General features: G+C 59.9%; 15 protein-coding genes. 14 read left to right on the plus strand and 1 reads right to left on the minus strand.

The window, feature by feature from the left end:
• Positions 1–479: 479 nt before the first annotated feature.
• The gene (locus PSH76_RS05835; protein ID WP_305493726.1) at positions 480–2144 is read right to left on the minus strand and encodes an electron transfer flavoprotein-ubiquinone oxidoreductase; all 1665 of its coding nucleotides are present in this window, start codon (positions 2142–2144) and stop codon (positions 480–482) included.
• Positions 2145–2659: 515 nt separating this feature from the next.
• Here PSH76_RS05835 and PSH76_RS05840 point away from each other — a divergent pair.
• The 14 genes from PSH76_RS05840 to PSH76_RS05905 all read left to right on the plus strand — a co-directional run bounded on the left by PSH76_RS05840 (position 2660) and on the right by PSH76_RS05905 (position 14382).
• Positions 2660–3409 carry an electron transfer flavoprotein subunit beta/FixA family protein gene (locus tag PSH76_RS05840; protein WP_014719538.1) on the plus strand — a complete coding sequence of 250 codons (750 nt, stop codon included), beginning with the start codon at positions 2660–2662 and terminating at the stop codon, positions 3407–3409.
• A gap of 2 nt (positions 3410–3411) precedes the next feature.
• Positions 3412–4341, plus strand: a complete 930-nt coding sequence (locus tag PSH76_RS05845) for an electron transfer flavoprotein subunit alpha/FixB family protein (protein ID WP_032895698.1) — start codon at positions 3412–3414, stop codon at positions 4339–4341.
• A 163-nt stretch (positions 4342–4504) separates the two neighbouring features.
• Positions 4505–5320 (plus strand): ABC transporter substrate-binding protein, encoded by an 816-nt coding sequence (locus PSH76_RS05850; protein WP_305493727.1) that lies wholly within the window; start codon positions 4505–4507, stop codon positions 5318–5320.
• Positions 5321–5329: 9 nt separating this feature from the next.
• Complete coding sequence (locus PSH76_RS05855) at positions 5330–5692, plus strand: DUF4398 domain-containing protein (RefSeq protein ID WP_003193475.1); 363 nt, start codon at positions 5330–5332, stop codon at positions 5690–5692.
• On the plus strand, positions 5689–6501 hold the full coding sequence (locus PSH76_RS05860) for an OmpA family protein (protein WP_032895700.1): 813 nt from the start codon (positions 5689–5691) through the stop codon (positions 6499–6501). The genes PSH76_RS05855 and PSH76_RS05860 overlap by 4 nt, the downstream gene beginning before the upstream one ends.
• 311 nt (positions 6502–6812) lie before the next feature.
• Positions 6813–8252 (plus strand): PLP-dependent aminotransferase family protein, encoded by a 1440-nt coding sequence (locus tag PSH76_RS05865; protein WP_003193472.1) that lies wholly within the window; start codon positions 6813–6815, stop codon positions 8250–8252.
• Between the two features lie 93 nt (positions 8253–8345).
• Positions 8346–8837: a translation initiation factor 2 gene (locus PSH76_RS05870; protein WP_138762381.1), complete on the plus strand. Its 492-nt coding sequence runs from the start codon at positions 8346–8348 to the stop codon at positions 8835–8837.
• Positions 8838–8999: 162 nt separating this feature from the next.
• Complete coding sequence (locus tag PSH76_RS05875; RefSeq protein WP_047711588.1) at positions 9000–9254, plus strand: YkgJ family cysteine cluster protein; 255 nt, start codon at positions 9000–9002, stop codon at positions 9252–9254.
• A 41-nt stretch (positions 9255–9295) separates the two neighbouring features.
• Positions 9296–9901, plus strand: coding sequence for an START domain-containing protein (locus tag PSH76_RS05880; protein WP_032895704.1), 606 nt, complete (start codon positions 9296–9298; stop codon positions 9899–9901).
• A gap of 100 nt (positions 9902–10001) precedes the next feature.
• The gene (locus PSH76_RS05885) at positions 10002–10238 is read left to right on the plus strand and encodes a hypothetical protein (RefSeq protein ID WP_014719530.1); all 237 of its coding nucleotides are present in this window, start codon (positions 10002–10004) and stop codon (positions 10236–10238) included.
• Positions 10239–10451: 213 nt separating this feature from the next.
• Positions 10452–10793 (plus strand): ribonuclease E inhibitor RraB, encoded by a 342-nt coding sequence (locus PSH76_RS05890; RefSeq protein ID WP_003193463.1) that lies wholly within the window; start codon positions 10452–10454, stop codon positions 10791–10793.
• Between the two features lie 445 nt (positions 10794–11238).
• Complete coding sequence (locus tag PSH76_RS05895; RefSeq protein ID WP_032895706.1) at positions 11239–12648, plus strand: circularly permuted type 2 ATP-grasp protein; 1410 nt, start codon at positions 11239–11241, stop codon at positions 12646–12648.
• Between the two features lie 4 nt (positions 12649–12652).
• Positions 12653–13603, plus strand: a complete 951-nt coding sequence (locus tag PSH76_RS05900) for an alpha-E domain-containing protein (RefSeq protein ID WP_305493728.1) — start codon at positions 12653–12655, stop codon at positions 13601–13603.
• Entirely contained in the window at positions 13600–14382 is a 783-nt protein-coding gene (locus PSH76_RS05905; RefSeq protein WP_032895708.1) for a transglutaminase family protein, read from the plus strand. Before PSH76_RS05900 ends, PSH76_RS05905 begins: the two co-directional genes overlap by 4 nt.
• Positions 14383–14521: the final 139 nt, after the last annotated feature.

The following is a 14521-nucleotide window of genomic DNA, read 5'->3' on the forward strand; positions in this document are numbered from 1 at the left end:
CACAGTTGGATTGTGTGCATATTCATTGCTGCGGTAACGGCCGCTTAGGGTTCCGCCTGACGGCGGGTCACTTTGGAAAAGAGCCGGAATGCCGGCCCAGCCCAAAGTAACCAAAGGGCTCTTGCCCCACCACTCGGCACCTCGCCTAGGCTCGGTGTGCCCGTAATCCGCCAGTGATTTGGGGGGCCGCCGCCACGCGCCATCCATGGCGCGGGGCGGCTAAACCGGCATCCCTGCCGGTTTACCCCCCAAATCACTGTCGAATTCCGGCCAGCGTGGTTTGACGGGGCGCCTAAGATCAAAAGCAGATCAAGATCAAGAGCGGCTCGCTTCGCATCGTGGTTACCGGTGGCTGCGGCGAACTACACAATTGTGTAGATACCTATGGCCATCGCAGGCAAGCCAGCTCCCACATTTTGATCGATATTGCCCACAAAAAAGGCCCCCGTCTCGGGAGCCTTTTTGGTTAAGCGAACGACTTACATATTCGGGTAAGTCGGCCCGCCCGCACCTTCCGGCGTTACCCAGGTGATGTTCTGCGAAGGGTCCTTGATGTCACAGGTCTTGCAGTGCACGCAGTTCTGGGCGTTGATCTGGAAGCGCTTCTCGCCGTCTTCCTTGGTCACCACTTCGTACACGCCAGCCGGGCAGTAGCGCTGCGCCGGTTCATCGTAGAGCGGCAGGTTGGTGCCGATCGGGATGCTTGGGTCCTTGAGCTTCAAGTGGCACGGCTGCTCTTCTTCGTGGTTGGTACCGGAGATGAACACCGAGCTCAGCTTGTCGAAACTCAACTTGCCGTCGGGTTTGGGGTAGTCGATCTTCTGACTGTCTTTGGCCAGCTTCAGGCAGGCGTAGTCCGGCTTGGTGTCGTGCAGGGTGAAAGGGATCTTGCCGCCGAAAATGTTCTGGTCGAGCCAGTTGAAACCGCCGCCGATGATTGCGCCGAACTTGTGCACGGCCGGGCCGAAATTACGGCTGGCGAACAGTTCTTCGTACAGCCAGCTGGCTTTGAAGCTGTCGACATAGGTGGTCAGTTCGTCGCCGCCTTCGGATTCGGCGAACAGGCGGCCGGCCACGGCGTCGGCGGCGAGCATGCCGGACTTCATCGCGGTGTGGCTGCCCTTGATCTTGGCGAAGTTGAGGGTACCCAGGTCGCAACCGATCAGCGCGCCGCCCTTGAAGACCATCTTCGGCAGCGAGTTCAGGCCACCTTTGCAGATCGCACGGGCGCCGTAGCTGATGCGCTTGCCGCCTTCCAGGTACTGGGCCAGCACCGGGTGATGCTTGAGGCGCTGGAATTCATCGAACGGCGACAGGAAGGTGTTGCTGTAGGACAGGTCGACGATCAGGCCGACCACCACCTGGTTGTTTTCCAGGTGATAGAGGAACGAGCCACCGGTGTTCTCGTTACCCATGATGTCCAGCGGCCAACCGGCGGTGTGCACCACCAGGCCCGGCTGGTGCTTGGCTGGGTCGATTTCCCAGATTTCCTTCAGGCCGATGCCGTAGTGCTGGGCGTCGGCGTCGCTGTCCAGGTTGAAGCGCTGGATCAGTTGCTTGCCGATGTGGCCGCGGCAACCTTCGGCGAACAGCGTGTACTTGCCACGCAGCTCCATGCCCGGGGTGTACAGGCCGTCTTTTGGCTTGCCTTCACGGTCAACGCCGAGGTCGCCAGTGATGATGCCGCGCACCACGCCGTTCTCGTCGAACAGCGCTTCCTGGGCGGCGAAGCCTGGGTAGATTTCCACGCCCAGGTTCTCGGCCTGTTGGGCCAGCCAGCGGCACAGGTTGCCCAGGGAAATGATGTAGTTGCCTTCGTTGTGCATGGTTTTGGGCACAAAGAAGTCGGGCACCTTGGTGGAGGCTTCCGGGCTGCGCAGCACATAGATGTCGTCGCGCACCACCGGTGTGTTGAGCGGGGCGCCGAGTGCTTTCCAGTCCGGGAACAGTTCATTCAGGGCACGTGGTTCAAACACGGCACCGGAGAGGATGTGGGCGCCGACTTCGGAGCCTTTCTCGACCACGCAGACGCTGATTTCCTTACCGGCTTCGGCGGCCTTCTGCTTCAGTCGGCAGGCGGCAGACAGGCCCGCCGGGCCAGCGCCGACGATGACCACGTCGAATTCCATGTATTCGCGTTCCACAGGCTATCTCCTACTCAAGGCTCAACAGGCTTTTTTTCTAATGGGTGGAGGTTCGGTGTGGTTCTGCGCGAAGGCAGCACCCACCTGTCTCTCTAGGTGGCGCATTATATATAGACCACTGACAGCGTCCAATACAAACGTTTGTTTGAATTGCCTGCAGCCTAGATAAATCAAAGCAACGGGGCTTATGACTGACCATTTTGCCGTATTGACCAGAATAGGCGTTCCGGTCAAGATACGGTCGGTTTTGCGCTTCCCGTAGGCAGACTGCAGGTTTCAAGAGCACGTCCAAAGACAGGCCGAAGGCAATAAAGGTGATGCGCACCCAAACGTTGGGGCGCAGTTTACACGCCGCGATAAAGAATGACCTCTCAGTCACCACTGACGAACGGTCGTCATTTCCCGTGTGCAAGGCCACTGCCGAGGTCTTTGGAGGTGCCCTTGTGTGCCGATGAGCATCAACCGCCAGGTTCGCCTAGGCGACTTTCTTTTCACCGGAGAGTAACGAGGAATCCATGAAGGTTCTTGTAGCTGTCAAACGCGTTGTCGATTACAACGTGAAAGTTCGCGTCAAGGCGGACAATTCCGGCGTCGACCTTGCTAACGTCAAGATGTCGATGAACCCTTTCTGCGAAATCGCTGTGGAAGAAGCCGTACGCCTGAAAGAGAAAGGCGTGGCGACGGAAATCGTCGTGGTGTCCATCGGCCCGACCACTGCCCAAGAGCAGTTGCGTACCGCTCTGGCCCTGGGCGCCGACCGCGCCATTCTGGTGGAGTCTGCTGAAGAGTTGACCTCCCTGGCCGTGGCCAAGCTGCTCAAGGCCGTTGTCGACAAGGAACAGCCACAACTGGTGATCCTTGGCAAACAAGCCATCGACAGCGACAACAACCAGACTGGCCAGATGCTGGCTGCACTGACCGGTTACGGCCAGGGCACCTTCGCTTCGAAAGTCGAAGTGAGCGGCGACAGCGTTGCGGTCACCCGTGAAATCGACGGCGGCGCGCAGACGGTTTCCCTGAAACTGCCGGCCATCGTCACCACCGACCTGCGTTTGAACGAGCCGCGTTATGCGTCCCTGCCAAACATCATGAAAGCCAAGAAGAAGCCCCTGGAGACGCTGACTCCGGATGCTTTGGGCGTTTCCACCGCTTCTACCAACAAGACCGTCAAAGTCGAAGCGCCGGCTGCGCGCAGCGCGGGCATCAAGGTCAAGTCGGTGGCTGAACTGGTCGAGAAACTGAAAAACGAAGCGAAGGTGATCTGATCATGACTATCCTCGTAATCGCCGAACACGATAACAAGGTGCTGGCCCCGGCCACCCTGAACACCGTGGCCGCTGCCGCTAAAATCGGTGGCGACATCCACGTCCTGGTAGCAGGGCAGGGCGCTGGCGCCGTGGTTGAAGCCGCTGCGAAAATCGCGGGCGTGAGCAAAGTCCTGAACGCTGACAATGCCGCTTACGCGCATCAGCTGCCGGAAAACGTTGCACCACTGGTCGCAGAGTTGGGCAAGAGCTACAGCCACATCCTGGCTGCCGCCACCTCCAACGGCAAAAACATCCTGCCACGCGTTGCCGCGCAGCTGGACGTTGACCAGATCTCCGAGATCATCTCGGTAGAAAGCGCCGACACTTTCAAGCGCCCGATCTACGCCGGTAACGCCATCGCTACCGTACAGTCCAATGCTGCGGTCAAGGTCATCACCGTGCGCGCCACCGGTTTCGACCCGGTTGCCGCCGAAGGTGGCTCGGCTGCCGTTGAAGCCGTCTCCGCTGCCCACGACGCTGGCACGTCCAGCTTTGTCGGCGAAGAGCTGGCCAAGTCGGACCGTCCTGAACTGACCGCTGCCAAGATCGTCGTTTCCGGCGGTCGTGGCATGCAAAACGGTGACAACTTCAAGCACCTGTACGCCCTGGCCGACAAGCTGGGCGCTGCGGTCGGCGCTTCCCGCGCAGCCGTTGACGCAGGTTTCGTACCCAACGACATGCAGGTCGGCCAGACCGGCAAGATCGTGGCGCCACAGCTGTACATTGCCGTCGGTATCTCCGGCGCGATCCAGCATTTGGCCGGTATGAAAGACTCCAAAGTGATCGTTGCGATCAACAAGGATGAAGAAGCGCCGATCTTCCAGGTTGCCGATTATGGCCTGGTGGCGGACTTGTTCGAAGCCGTACCGGAGTTGGAGAAGCTGGTCTAATCCAGCCGCTTCACTTATAAAGAGCCCGGTCTTATGACCGGGCTTTTTTATTCGATCCTGTAGGAGCGAGCTTGCTCGCGAAAAACCCACAGGCGCCGCATTTATTCAGAAAGCACGCGTTATCGTTGACGTTTTTCGCGAGCACTTTAGGAAGGAACATGCCATGGCGCTGCGCCCCTGGACTGTACTGCTGGGCCTTACGCTGCTGCCGAGCCTGGCGCTCGCCGCCGGCAAATGCGAGCGCCTGGTGATCACCGGCAGCCCGGACGCACCGCCTTTACTGTGGCGCGACCCCCAAGACCCCACGCACCTGATCGGCGCCACCGCTGATGTGCTGCAACAAGTGGGCAAGGACCTCGGGCTGAAAATCGACCTGCTCTACGGCGGCAAACGCTCCCTGGCCCTGGAGGAAGCGCGTAGCGGGCGCATGGACATCCTCGCCGACGCACCGCTGAACCTGGGCGAGCTGGATAACTTCGACTACATCCATCCGGCGCTGATGCAGACCGACTACCTGGTGTGGACGCGCAAGGATTCCGCATTGGTCTATTCCACCGCCGCCGATTTGCACGGCCACAAAGGCGCAGTCTCGGAACGTGCGCGCTTGAGCGCCGAGTTCGAGACCTTCGCCAGCCAGCAACTCAACCTGCAACGCCTGCCCAACTTGACGCCGGCCTTCCAGAAACTGCTGTTGGGTGAGGTGGACTACGTGCTGGCTGGGCGCTATTCCGGCATGGCCATGGCCCAGACGCTGGGCATGAGTAATGACCTCGTGGCCCATGCGGTGCCTGTCGATCAGCCCGGCCTGTACCTGGCGATTTCCCACAACTCGGCCTGCAATGATCCGTGGCTGCGCGGACAGCTGACGAAAAAGATGACAGAATTGTCCGCCTCCGGTGTCGCGCAAGCCGCGCTGCAGCGCAATCTGGAGCGCTGGAAGGCGCAATTGCAACAGCCTGTCGGCACCCCAACAAAGTAGGGATTTACAGTGATTTTTCGAGCTCTTTTCGCGGCCCTCGCCGTTGTCGCGCTGGCGGGATGCGCAACCGATCCTGCGCCGATCGAACAAATGCGCCTGACCCAGCAAGCCTTGGAACAAGCCACCGCGGTCGGGGCCAACACCGATGAATCCCCCGAATTGAAGCTGGCCGAAGAAAAATTCGCCCGGGCCAAGGGCAACATGGCCGACCAATCCTACAAGCGAGCGCGTATGCGCGCAGAGCAGGCTGAGCTGGACGCGCGTCTGGCCGAGGCCAAAGTGCTGACCGGCAAGAGCCAGGAACAATTGAACGTGCTCAATACCCGTATCACTCGCCTGCGTAAGCAGCTGCAGTTGGGAGAGGCACAATGAGTCCGATGATCCGTAGTTTGAGCTGTGTACTGCTGTTGGGCAGCGTGGCCTTGGGCGGTTGTGCCAGCCAACCCACCAGCGAGCAGGCGTTGCAGCAGGCCGGCGATGACTTTCAGAAGGTCAAGGAAGACGCCAACGTGCTGCGCTTTGCGCCCAAGGACGTGATCCGCGCCGGCGAGTCACTGGCACGCGCCGATCGCCTGTCCAGCTACTGGGGCAGCGGCGCCGACGTGGTGCATTACGCCTACCTGAGCCAGCGTTACAGCGCCATCGCCCGAGAACACACCCAGCAGGGCCTGAATGCCGAGCGCGGTACCCAACTGGAACTGGAGCGTCAGCGTCTGCAACTGGCCTTGCGCGAAAACAAGCTGGCCAGCGTGCAACAGCAGGGCAAGTGGGTTGAAGCGCAGATCGCCAGCCTCACCACCCAGACCGATCGTGGCCTGGTGATGACCCTGGGGGACGTACTGTTCGACACTGGCGAAGCTGAGCTGCAGAACTCGGCCAACCGCACAGTGCTCAAGATCGTGCAATTCCTGCAACTGAACCCCAAGCGTCGGGTGCGCGTCGAGGGCTACACCGACAACACCGGTGGCGAGCAGGAAAACCTGAAACTGTCCCGCGACCGTGCTCAATCGGTGGCCGATCTGTTGATGGACCTGGGTATCGATGACAAGCGCATCGAAGTCGAAGGTTATGGCGATCAATACCCGGTGGAAGCCAATGCCTCCGAGCGTGGTCGTGCGCAGAACCGCCGCGTGGAAATTGTATTCTCTGACGAGAAGGGCCAATTGGGCGCCGCCCGCTAACAGCCATCGCCTCTGAATTGGGCGCCTCCCGCTGACAGCCGTCGCCTCTGTAGGAGCGAGCTTGCTCGCGAAAAACGTCAACGATAACGCGTGCTTTCTGAGTGAACGCGGCGCCCGTGAGTTTTTCGCGAGCAAGCTCGCTCCTACACGGGGCAGGCCCCTGCAAGATTTTATTAGGCCTACACCCTTACAGTTTTTACTGTCACTCCCGCCCGCGCTCGACTATTGTGGCAACTGTCCCCGTACACTTCTAAACTGTGCCGGTATGTTTCACACAAAAATAAAATACCCGTGAAATCGAGTGCTGCGTCATGACCAATCTGTTGCTTTACCAACGTATTGCCCAGCAACTGGCTGAGGACATCCGGCGCGGTGTCTACCAACCGGGGGAGCGCGTGCCGTCGGTGCGTAAGATGAGTTCCCAGCTCAATGTGAGCCATGCCACGGTACTGCAGGCCTACGCCAACCTGGAAGACCAGGGGCTGATCCGGGCGCGGCCGCAGTCGGGCTATTACGTGCACCAGACGCCAGCACTCACGGCGCCTACGCCCGATATCGCACGGGTCGAGCGCCCAGGGTTGGTCACCCGTAGCAGCATCATCCAGCAGGTGCTGGTCGAGTCGCGCCGTGAAGGGGTGTTTCCCTTGGGTGCGGCGGTGCCGAGTGTCGACTACCTGCCGGTGCGGGCATTGCATCAGCAATTGGCCAAGGTCACGCGTTTCCAGAGCCCACGGGCGTTCAGCTACATGTTCAGCCCTGGCTTTGAACCCCTGCGCCGCCAGGTGGCGATCCGCATGCGCGATGCCGGGGTGGTCGTGGACCCTTCCGAAGTGGTGATTACCCACGGCTGTGTCGATGCATTGCAGATGTCGCTGCGCGTGCTGACGCGCCCTGGCGACCTGATCGCGGCTGAATCACCCACCTATTACGGCTTGCTGCAATTGGCTGACCTGCTGGGCCTCAAGGTGATCGAGATCCCCAGCGACCCGGCCACGGGCATGAGCCTGGAGGCTTTGCAACTGGCCGCCAACCAATGGTCGATCAAAGCGCTGGTGCTGACCACGCGCCTGAGTAACCCGCTGGGCGGCACCATGCCGGAGGAGCGGCAGAAACAGTTGCTACGCCTGGCGTCGGACTTCGATATCCAGATCGTCGAGGATGATATTTACGGCGAGTTGATGTTCGAACTTGGCCGCACCAAAGCCCTGAAGGCCTACGACCGCCTTGACCGGGTGATCTATTGCTCAAGCTTTTCCAAGACCTTGTCGCCGGGCGTGCGCATTGGCTGGATGATTGCCGGCAAATACCAGCAGGAAATCCAGCGCCTGCAGATGTTCAGCACCCATTCTGCTTGCAGCGTCACGCAAATGGGCGTCGCGGCCTATCTGGAAAACGGTGGCTACGACCGTCATTTGCGCTACATCCGCCAGGAATACCGCAAGAACCTCAGCGCCTTCCAATTGGCGGTGCAGCAGTATTTTCCCGAAGGCACCCAGATGACCCGCCCGACCGGCGGCTTTATCCTGTGGGTCAGTTTGCCGGGGCGGGTCAATACCCAGGAACTGCATGTGCGTGCCCTGCAACAAGGCATCAGCATTGCGCCAGGGCTGATCTTCAGTAATACCGAACAGTTCAACCACTGTATTCGCCTCAATTGCGGCACGCCGTGGAACCGCGAGGCAGAGCGGGCGTTGATGACCCTGGGAATGCTTGCCAGCCAGCTATGCCAAGAGGCCGCAGCGGGTTTTTGAGGTATGCAAAGGGGACAAGACTGATCTGTGCCCTTGTCATGCCGCGCACAACAAGCGAGCATATGGCCTTCTGCCGTTAATGCTGTTGGCGATATGACTTCTATTTTTCGCGTTACGTTGATGCTTGGTCTGCTGAGCCTGTGCAATGCCGGCAGCGTGCTGGCTGCAGCGCCGGTGGCTGATGGCAAGCCTGCTATGAGTGCCGAGCAGAAGACCTCAGCCAAGCAGCCAGCGCCTGCGAAAAAAGCCCCCGCGGCACAAAAGAAAGCCGCCTCGACCAAAAAGCGTGCACCCGTGGCGAGCAAGTCCAAGTCGGCCCGTGAAGTCGCCCAGACCAAACTGTCACCGGCACAGTTGGATCTGTCCCTGCCTTCGGACATGGTCAGGCACTTGCAGCCTATCGGCACCATGCCCAAGCCCAAGAGCGTGCCCTTGTTGCCGCCAATGTTTGGCGAAAAACCCACCGACAACAGCGCGTTCCAGATCAACGGCCGCTTGCTCAGCAATGAGATGAAGCTGCAACTGCGTAACGAAGAGCGCCGTGATGTTGAAGGCGCTGCTCTGGATTTCGAATTCAAGCAATAAACTTTCTGAGCTCAGGTGACCCGAGTCGCCGACCATCTGTCGCAGACTGGTCGGTCACTTTTGTTTTGTGCGAAAAACCCCTGTTGGGCCATTTTAAAACGGCTGTTTAAGGGCGTACTCTAGCCCGGCGATCCCTATTGAGTCGTCGAGGACCTGCTGGTCATGAAATGCCGTGAAGGCTGTGGCGCATGCTGCATTGCCCCCTCCATCAGTTCACCATTGCCGGGAATGCCCCTGGGCAAACCCGCTGGCGTTCGCTGCGTGCACCTGTCGGCGGAACAACTGTGCCAGTTGTTCGGTCAACCGCAGCGGCCCGCCGTGTGCAGTGATTTCAAGGCGGATATCGACGTCTGTGGCAACGACCAGGCCGATGCCATCCGGCTGATCGGCTGGTGGGAACAGATGACGGCGGCTTGATGGGCTTTACTATCGGAACTTCAACAATAAGGAATACAATGATGGGTTCGCTGAAACGAGTGGCTGTGCTGTGCGGTTTTACGCTGTTGTTTGCGGCCACTGCCCAGGCTGAAGATTGGCAAGTCGCCAAGGACGAAGACGGTATCAAGGTGTCCCTGAGCGAGATTGCCGGTTCCAAATACAAGGCGTATCGCGGTGTGACTCTGATCAAGGCGCCTTTGGCCAAAGTCCAGGCGCTGCAGGAAGATGTGGCCGGTGCTTGCGCATGGATCCACGAATGCAAATCCCAGAAACTCGTCGACAAGAAAGGCGACGAGGCCTGGACCTACACCCAGTTCAAGGCGCCGTTCCCCGTGACGGACCGCGACTCGTACATCCACGTCACCACCACCAAAGCCGCAGACGGCACCGTCACGCGCAAACTGGAAGGTGTGCCGACCTACAAGCCCGAAGCAAAAGGCTACGTGCGGGTCGCCCAGGTGGAGGGTTTCTGGAAACTGGTGCCAAAGGGCGATAACCAGACCGAAGTCACCTACCAGGTACACACCGAGCCAGGCGGCAGCGTACCTTCGTGGTTGGCCAACAAGTTCGTGGTGGACGCGCCGTTCAACACCTTGAAAGCCTTGAAAGAACACGCTGAAAAATAAGTGTTGATCCGGTGCCTCCGGGCTTGAGCGGAACGTTTTGCGCGCCGCCAAGGTCCAGATACTTGTAAGCCCACCTATGGGTTTTATCGAGGAGGCACCGATGCAAACGTGGCAAATTACCTTCGTTGATGATCACGGTGAAAAGTCCGTGCAGCAGTTCACCTGCGAACAAAAGCCCAGCCTCGAAGACGCTGCGCATATGATTCGTGCGAAGCTGGTGCCGATTGCTGCCGAACTCGATCTCAATGACCTGGAAGGCCGTAAACCCGAGCCGACGGTCAAGATTCTCAAAGATCAGAACAGTATCCAGATTCTCGATATTTCTCCCTCCGTCTAAACATTTTTCACACGCCACACGAGCACCTCTGGTGGAGGTGATAGCTTCGCGCTACTCTGCAATCGAGATCAGCGAATGAATCGCTAAGGTCTGGTCTTGTCAGCTACATGCTTGTTTTCCTGCGGCGTTGTTATGCCGTGGTGCCCGCGCCAGCAGGGCGCGGGGCTTCAGGAAGCACGGAAAGTCTATCCATCGGTTTGAGGAGGACGTTTCATGAGCACAGCCTATCAAGAAGACATCAGCACCAACGTACTGCGCCGCATGAAAGAAGGCGGCTTTGATTTCTCGCGTTTTCACCCCATCGAGTTCTACGCCATTTTCCCGGATGAGGAACGGGCGCGCAGGGCTGCGGGTCGATTTCGTGGGGAGTCCCTCAATGCCCAAGTCAGCGCGCGCGACGATGGCGCCTGGTACCTGGAACTGAGCAAAATCATGTTTGCAACCTACGACGGCATAGGAGACTTCGAGCAAGACTTTGAGGCAGTGGTGGAGCCCCTGGGTGGGATTATCGAGGGATGGGGCGTCAAGCAGGAGGTGCGTGGGTTACCCATGTAGTTGGTATTTATGAGCAGCACAGCGTATCGGCTGACCTTTGGGTCGGCCGATTTTGTTTGGGCGGCCATCGCAAAGGGAACTGCCGTTTTACGCGCAAAAAAAAGCCACCCGGATAGGGTGGCGGAAAGGGAAGACTGAGGAGTCATCAGTACACGAATTGACACGTTACTGAATGTGCAAAGGGTTTGGCTGTAGGACGTGTCCTGTTCAGCCGATGTGGGCGATTATCCGTATGTGCAGGCGGGCAGTGAAATCAACTCTGACTATGCTGTTGATAGCCAAAGATCGCATTGCAATGAAGCGCACGGTCTGCCCCAGGCAACTGCGCGCACCAGGACGGTGCGGTGCTTGCGCTGGGATTATTCAACTGATTGATTATTAAGTGTTTATGCCGCTGGCACGGGCCTTGCGAAGGTTCTTGCGTCCGGGTGACAAGGAGTACGGCATGATCCGCACTTATTACGATGAAATGTACGATGGGGCAGGGCAGGTTCGCCCCCATTACCGCGAGTTTGCCCGTTGGCTGGCCGATACCCCTGCCGAACTGCTGGCTCAGCGTCGGCGTGAAGCCGATTTGCTGTTCCACCGCGCCGGCATCACCTTCACCCTCTACGGGGACGAACAAGGCACCGAGCGCCTGATCCCCTTCGACACCATCCCCCGCAGCATTCCGGCGAGTGAATGGCGGATTGTCGAGCGCGGTTGCATCCAGCGGGTCAAGGCGCTGAACCTGTTCCTCGCCGACCTGTACCACGACCAACGCATCATCAAGGCCGGCATCATTCCTGCCGAACAGGTACTGGCCAACGAACAATACCAACTGGCAATGCAGGGCCTGGATTTGCACCGCGATATCTATTCGCACATCTCCGGGGTCGACCTCGTACGCGATGGCGACGGCACGTACTACGTGCTTGAAGACAACCTGCGCACGCCCAGCGGTGTCAGCTACATGCTCGAAGACCGCAAAATGATGATGCGTCTGTTCCCCGAGCTATTCGCGGCCCAGCGCATCGCACCCATCGACCATTACCCCAACTTGCTGCTCGATACCCTCAAAAGCGCCAGCCCTCTGGATAACCCCAGTGTGGTGGTGCTGACGCCCGGGCGTTTCAACAGCGCGTTTTTCGAACATGCCTTTCTGGCCCGGGAAATGGGCGTGGAGTTGGTGGAGGGCGCGGATTTGTTTGTGCGCGATGACCGTGTATTCATGCGCACCACCGACGGGCCCAAGGCTGTCGATGTGATCTACCGTCGCCTCGATGATGCATTTCTCGACCCCTTGGCATTCAACCCCGACTCCATGCTCGGTGTACCCGGCCTGCTCGCTGCTTACCGTTGCGGCAATGTGGTGCTGGCCAATGCCATTGGCACCGGAGTCGCGGACGATAAATCGGTTTACCCGTTCGTTACCGAGATGATCCGTTTCTACCTCGACGAAGAACCGATCCTGCAGAACGTTCCGACCTTCCAATGCCGTAAGCCTGACGAGTTGTCCCACGTACTGGCCAACCTGCCCGACCTGGTGGTCAAGGAAACCCAAGGCTCCGGTGGTTACGGCATGTTGGTCGGCCCGGCGTCTACAACCGCAGAAATCGAAGCGTTCCGGGCGCGTATCAAGGCCAAGCCACACGCTTATATCGCGCAGCCGACCCTGTGTTTATCCACGTGCCCGACCTTTGTCGAAAACGGCATCGCCCCGCGCCACATCGACCTGCGCCCCTTCGTGTTGTCCGGCAAGGAGACTCGCGTGGTACCGGGTGGCCTGACCCGCGTGGCGCTGCGCGAAGGCTCGCTGGTGGTCAACTCGTCCCAGGGCGGCGGAACCAAAGACACCTGGGTGGTCGAGGACTGATGCCATGTTGAGTAGAACTGCCTCGGATTTGTACTGGATGTCGCGCTACCTGGAACGCGCCGAAAACCTCGCGCGCATGCTCGATGTCAGCTATTCGCTGTCGCTGATGCCCCAGGACGGGCGCGGCGATGGCCTGCACGAATTGGCCATGCCGCTGTTGATCACCGGCACCCTGGAGGATTACCACACGCGCCATGGCCCATTGCACGCTGAACGCTTGCTGCACTTTTTTGCCCTGGACGCGGCCAACCCGGCCAGCATCTACAGCTGCCTGGGCGCGGCGCGGGCCAGCGCCCATGCAGTACGTGGGCGAATCACCGCCGACATGTGGGAAAACATCAATGCCACCTGGCTGGACATTCGCGATATCGCGCAGCAGGGGCTGAGCCACTACGGCATGAGCCGGTTTTGTGAGTGGGTCAAGGAGCGTTCACACCTGTTCCGTGGGGCCACTTACGGCACCATCATGCGCAACGATGCCTTCCGCTTTATTCGCCTTGGCACCTTCATTGAGCGCGCCGATAACACCCTGCGCCTGCTGGATGCCCGCTACGAAATAGCCGGCGAACAGGCTGAGGCGGTCAGCGATGGCACGGCTCACGCGTATTACCAATGGAGTGCGTTGCTGCGCGCCCTGTCGTCATTCGAGGCGTACACCGAGATTTATCGCGATGCACCGGGGGCTCGGCAAGTGGCCGAGCTGCTGCTGTTACGCGCCGATGTGCCGCGTTCGCTGCGTGCTTGCAGCGAAGAGATCGACCAGATCCTCGCCAGCCTGCCCGGCATCAACGGCCGCCCGGCCCAGCGCCTGGCCGCCGAGATGGATGCGCGCCTGCGCTTTACCGCCATCGACGAAATCCTCGAGGAAGGCCTGCATGCCTGGCTGACCGACTTTATCCCCTTGGTCCGCCAGTTGGGCGACGCCATCTACAGTTCCTACCTGGAGGCGGCATGAGACTCTCCATCAGCCACGACACCACCTACCACTACGAAGACCAGGTGCGCGCCAGCATCCAGTACCTGCGCCTGACACCCCATGACAGCGAGCGCCAGCACGTGCTGAGCTGGCAACTCGACCTGCCACGCCCGGTGCGGGCCCAGGTGGACCCCTTCGGCAACATTTTGCATGTGCTCACCCTGGACGAGCCCCATGACGCCATCATCATTGGCGCCCGGGGCGTGGTGGAGATCGATGAGTTGCGCGAGGCCGAACACGAAAGCCAGTCAGCCTTTCCGTTCCTGCGCGCCACGCGCCTCACCGAGCCCGACGACGCCCTGCGCGGCTTTGCCGAACAACACTGCCATCAGCGTCGCGACCGCACGGCGCTTATCGACCTGATGCAGGCGCTTAACCACACCATGGTCTACGCCCCTGGCGCGACCGACGTCGATACCTGCGCCGCCCAGGCCTTTGCAGGTGCCGCTGGGGTGTGCCAGGACCACACCCATGCGTTCCTGGCCTGCGCCCGCAGCCTGGGGATCCCCGCGCGGTATGTGTCGGGGTATCTGTACACCGAAGACAGCACGCACCTGGCCAGCCATGCCTGGGCCGAAGCCTGGCTGGATGACGCCTGGTACAGCTTTGACGTAACCAACCAACTGGCGCGGCCGGAGCGGCACTTGAAGCTGGCCGTGGGCCTGGACTACCTCGACGCCTGCCCGGTACGCGGCATGCGCCGTGGCGGTGGGCATGAGCAGATGCATGCCAAGGTATTCGTGGCGCCGCAGCAATGATCGCCCCCGCGCTCTGCGTTGCTTGATCGTTCCCACGCTCTGCGTAGGAATGCAGCCGAGGACGCTCCGCGTCCCAAAGCGTGACGCAGAGCGTCACAAGAGGCGTTCCCACGCGGAGCGTGGGAACGATCGATACAGC

Origin of the sequence: Pseudomonas sp. FP215, assembly GCF_030687795.1 — a bacterium.
Taxonomy (GTDB): Bacteria; Pseudomonadota; Gammaproteobacteria; order Pseudomonadales; family Pseudomonadaceae; genus Aquipseudomonas; species Aquipseudomonas salmasensis.

Bases quoted from the DNA above. Each gene is read 5' to 3' on its own strand.
- PSH76_RS05905 (WP_032895708.1), top strand. From the start codon at position 13,600: ATGAGACTCTCCATCAGCCACGACACCACCTACCACTACGAAGACCAG.
- PSH76_RS05860 (WP_032895700.1), top strand. From the start codon at position 5,689: ATGAGTCCGATGATCCGTAGTTTGAGCTGTGTACTGCTGTTGGGCAGC.
- PSH76_RS05885 (WP_014719530.1), top strand. From the start codon at position 10,002: ATGCAAACGTGGCAAATTACCTTCGTTGATGATCACGGTGAAAAGTCC.
- PSH76_RS05850 (WP_305493727.1), top strand. From the start codon at position 4,505: ATGGCGCTGCGCCCCTGGACTGTACTGCTGGGCCTTACGCTGCTGCCG.
- PSH76_RS05900 (WP_305493728.1), top strand. From the start codon at position 12,653: ATGTTGAGTAGAACTGCCTCGGATTTGTACTGGATGTCGCGCTACCTG.
- PSH76_RS05870 (WP_138762381.1), top strand. From the start codon at position 8,346: ATGACTTCTATTTTTCGCGTTACGTTGATGCTTGGTCTGCTGAGCCTG.
- PSH76_RS05875 (WP_047711588.1), top strand. From the start codon at position 9,000: ATGAAATGCCGTGAAGGCTGTGGCGCATGCTGCATTGCCCCCTCCATC.
- PSH76_RS05865 (WP_003193472.1), top strand. From the start codon at position 6,813: ATGACCAATCTGTTGCTTTACCAACGTATTGCCCAGCAACTGGCTGAG.
- PSH76_RS05880 (WP_032895704.1), top strand. From the start codon at position 9,296: ATGGGTTCGCTGAAACGAGTGGCTGTGCTGTGCGGTTTTACGCTGTTG.
- PSH76_RS05845 (WP_032895698.1), top strand. From the start codon at position 3,412: ATGACTATCCTCGTAATCGCCGAACACGATAACAAGGTGCTGGCCCCG.
- PSH76_RS05890 (WP_003193463.1), top strand. From the start codon at position 10,452: ATGAGCACAGCCTATCAAGAAGACATCAGCACCAACGTACTGCGCCGC.
- PSH76_RS05840 (WP_014719538.1), top strand. From the start codon at position 2,660: ATGAAGGTTCTTGTAGCTGTCAAACGCGTTGTCGATTACAACGTGAAA.
- PSH76_RS05895 (WP_032895706.1), top strand. From the start codon at position 11,239: ATGATCCGCACTTATTACGATGAAATGTACGATGGGGCAGGGCAGGTT.